The following is a 4,184-nucleotide window of genomic DNA, read 5'->3' on the forward strand; positions in this document are numbered from 1 at the left end:
CGCCCGACCGGCGCGGCGCGCTCGGCCGGACCCTGCGGCGGCACGCGGCGGCGCGCCTGCCCGAACACATGGTTCCCGGCGCCTTCGTCTTCCTGGACAAGCTGCCGCTCGGGCCGACCGGCAAATTGGACACGCGCGGTTTGCCGGAGCCGGGGGAGGACGGTCCCGCGGCCACCGCCGCCAGCGGCGAGCCGCCCCGCACCAGCCTGGAAGCGGCCTTGGCCGAGATTTGGGCGGAGGTGCTGGGAACCGCCCGGATCGGCATCCACGCCAACTTCTTCGAGGTCGGCGGCCATTCGCTGCTGGCCACCCGCGTCGTCTCCCGCGTCCGCGCCCGGTTCGGCGTCGACCTGCCGCTGCGCCTGCTGTTCGAGCGGCCAACCGTGGCCGATTTCGCCGCGGCGCTGGCCGAGCGGCTTGGGTCGGACGCCGACGCCACGGCCACTCCCGTGGCCAACGCCATTCCACCAGCGGATCGATCGGCGGCGCTGCCGCTGTCCTACGCGCAGCAACGGCTGTGGTTCCTCGATCGGCTGATGCCGGGAAGCGGCGTCTATAACGTGGCGCTGGGGCTGAAGCTGGACGGCGCCCTGGACGAACCGGCCTTGCGGCGCGCGCTGACCGCCCTGATCGCCCGCCACGAGACGCTGCGGACCCGTTTTCCGGTCGAGGACGGAAAGCCGCGTCAGGAGATCCTGCCGCCGTTCGACGCTCCCCTCGCCGTGCTGGACGCCGCCGCTTGTGGTGCCGCCGGCATCGTGCCGCCGGCCGACATGACGCCGGAGACGCTGGGCCGGGCGCTGCGCCCGCTAGCCGCGCGCCCGATCGACCTGGAGCGGGGACCGCCGCTGGCGTTGACCCTGGTCCGGCTGGCACCCGCGTCCGCCGTGCTGGTCGCGGTGCTCCACCACGCGATCACCGACGGCTGGTCGATGGGCGTGCTGGCGCGCGAGGTGACCGAACTGTACCGCGCCGAAATGGCTGGTGAGACCGCGGCCTTGCCCCCGCTGGCGATCCAGTACGCCGATTTCTCCGCATGGCAGCAGCGCGGCTTGGCCGGCTCCCGGCTGACGGGGTTGATCGACCACTGGCGGGACCGCTTGGCGGGGGCGCCCGAGGTCCTGGAACTCCCGTGGGACTCCGCCCCCAAGGCTGGCGGCGACCGTCCCGCGCGGAGCCAGCGGTTGCGGCTGAACCCGGCGGAGACCGACGCGTTGCGGGGTCTCGCCAGCCGTGCCGGCGGCACGCTGTTCATGGCGCTCCACGCCGGCTTCTCGCTTCTGCTGTCGCGGTGGAGCGGTCAGCGCGATATCGTCGTGGGAACGCCGATCGCCAACCGGACGCATGACGACCTGTCCGGCCTGATCGGCTGCTTCGTCAACACGCTGGCCCTGAGGCTCGACCTGTCGGGCGATCCCACCGGCGCCGAACTGGTCGAGCGGTCGCGTCAGGTGACGCTCGACGCCTACGCCCATCAGGACGCGCCGTTCGAACTGGTGGTCGACAGCCTGGGGCTCAAACGCTCGCTCGCCGACACGCCACTATTCCAGGCCATGCTGGTGCTCCAGAACGCGCCCGGTGGCCAGCTGGAACTTCCTGGCCTGACGGTGACGCCGCTGGTCGATGACGCTGATATCGCCCGGTTCGACGTGCTGCTGACCATGGTCGAGCGGGACGGCGGCATCGATGCCGTGCTGGAATGCGACGGCCATCGTTTCAATGCCGAAACGAGCGCCCGGATGGCACGGCATTTGAAACGCCTGCTGGTCGAACTGGGTGCCGCGCCCGAGGCTGGCGCCTTCCGCCTGCCACTGACCGACACGGCGGCGGAGGCGGCGAGGATCGCCGGTTGGCGGCTGGCGCCACCGTCGGTACCGGAGGTCAGCGCCGCGCCGGGATCGCTGTGGACCCCGATCGATCGTGCCGCCACCGGAACGTCCGCCGAGGTGCTCAATCCCGATCTGGCACCGGTGCCGATCGGGTTGCCGGGAACGCTATGGATCGCGGATGGCCTCGGTGCCCCGCCAACACGTACCGCCATCACCGCCCGCTGGACCGAGACCGGGGTGCTGGAGCGGCGCATCGACGCCGCCGCCCCGCTCCACGCGGTTCCCGCCGCCCCGGCTCCCTCCGGCCCTTCAAGCCCCACGGAAGAGGCGTTGCTCACGCTCTGGTCGACCGTGCTGGAGCGCCCCGTCACCGATACTGGCGCCAGCTTCTTCGAACTGGGTGGCCACTCGTTCCTGGCGGTCCAGCTGATGGCGCGGGTCGAGTCCCTATTCGGCTGCCGCCTGCCGCTGGCCAGTCTTTTCACCGGCGGAACGATCGCCCAGCAGGCCGCCTTGATCGACCGGCGCTCCGCCGCCAGCGGTTCCGACGAGGTGCTGGTGATGCTGAGGGCTTCAGGTGATCGGGGCACCATCCTGCTGCCCCATGAGATCTCGGGGCATGTGCTGTGCTATCAGGCGCTTTCGGCCCATCTGGCGGCGGGCTGGACGGTCGCGGGCCTCCAGGCGCGCGGCCTCGACAACACCCGGCCGCCGCTCGACCGATTGGCGGACATGGCCGCGTGTTACGCCGACGCGGTGACGGCGGCTGGGCTTCCCGGTCCCTTCGTGCCGGTGGGATATTCCTTCGGCGCCTCGCTCGCGGCGGAACTGGCGGCGGAGCTGGAGAGGCGCGGGCTGCCGGTCGCCACCATCTGCGTGATCGACGCCCTCGCCGATCCGAAGGCCTTCATAGCGGGCGTGGTCCCCAGCGACGACGCCGGACGGCTGCTCTACATGGTCCGCGCGGTCGAACACTCCGTCGGCATCGACCTCGGGCTTGACGCCGGAACGTTGCGCCAGTTCGGCCACGAGACGCGGATCGATCTGGTCCACCAAAGGCTGACGGCTTCGGGCGCCTTTGGCGGAGCCATCACGCGCGACCAAGTCGCGGGAATGCTGGCGGTGTTCCGCGCCAACCTGACGGCGGCAGACGGTTTCGCGCCGTCGGTCGGCGGGGCGCCGCTGCATGTCTGGGTCACCGACGCGCTCGCGGCCCGCCCCGGTTTGCCGACGGATCTCGGCTGGTCGGCGGTCACGACCGGGCCGGTGACGATCCACCGGATCGCCGGCGACCACGCGTCGATCGTCAAGGCTCCCCTGGTCGAAGAGCTTGCCCGCGACCTCAACCACATTCTTCCGGAGGCGCCTTCGTGATGGTGGGCATGATGGCGGGCGTGATGGCGGGTCGCCGACACGAAAGTTTCAGATTTCGCCAAGCCGGTTTCCGTTTGACCTGGCATCCGGCCTTAACCTACTGATGATGGAATTGATGGTGATTTTATCGCGCGAGCTTTCCATCGATGCGGCCATTCGACCGTGGATTTTCACCCTGACGCGGGCGGCGTCGCCTCCTCGCTCATTTTTCTCCGACAGCCGAGATTGACATCATGCCGCGCCCGCTCCGCATCGCCCAAGTAGGCTCCATCATCTTCCCGATCCCGCCGACCCGGTTCGGTGGCACCGAGCGGGCGGTCTCCTATCTGACGGAGTCGCTGGTCGCGGCCGGTCATGACGTGACGCTGTTCGCCTGTGGCGACGCCGTCACCTCGGCCAAGCTGATCGCGTCGCGGCCGGCGGCTCTCAATGGTACCCAGGTGGGCAACTCCCTGCCGCATTTCGCCGCCCATTTCGCCCTGGTCCGCCGCCACCTGGATGATTTCGACATCATCCACTTCCATGAGGAGGGGATGCACTTCCCGTGCTTCATGGATGTCGCCGACAAGACGGTGACGACCTTCCACATGCCGCTGGGCCAGCCGGACATGCGCATCCTCTACGACGCCATCCCGGAGATGCCGCTGGTGTCGATCTCCAACCGCCAGCGCCTGCCGCTGCCCGACGCCAATTGGGCCGGCACGGTGCCGCACGGCATCCCCACCAGCCTCTACCATTTCAATCCCGAACCCACGGGCTATCTCGCCTTCATCGGCCGTTTCTCGCCGACCAAGCAGCCGCACGAGGCGATCCGGATCGCGCTGGCCGCCGGGCTTCCGATCAAGCTCGCCGGCACGCTGTACGACCAGGACCGCCCCTATTGGGACAAGAAGGTCCGGCCCCACCTGGACAATCCACTAGTCGAGGTGGGAGCGTCGAGCGATTGGGGGTCAGGCAGCCATGGTCAGCTCTGAGGCGGGA

The 4,184-nt window shown here is 69.7% G+C and carries 2 protein-coding genes; both read left to right on the top strand.

Annotation, left to right across the window (positions count from 1 at the left end):
• Window positions 1-3,203 (top strand): condensation domain-containing protein (locus tag N825_RS37455; RefSeq protein WP_245613340.1); only part of this gene is annotated, 3,203 nt, incomplete at its 5' end.
• Window positions 3,204-3,436: 233 nt separating this feature from the next.
• Complete coding sequence (locus tag N825_RS35460) at window positions 3,437-4,177, top strand: glycosyltransferase (RefSeq protein ID WP_051514243.1); 741 nt, start codon at window positions 3,437-3,439, stop codon at window positions 4,175-4,177.
• Window positions 4,178-4,184: the final 7 nt, after the last annotated feature.

Source organism: Skermanella stibiiresistens SB22, assembly GCF_000576635.1.
Lineage (GTDB): Bacteria > Pseudomonadota > Alphaproteobacteria > Azospirillales > Azospirillaceae > Skermanella > Skermanella stibiiresistens.

Excerpts from the sequence above, each read along its gene's own strand:
- N825_RS35460 (WP_051514243.1), top strand. The coding sequence starts at position 3,437 with ATGCCGCGCCCGCTCCGCATCGCCCAAGTAGGCTCCATCATCTTCCCG.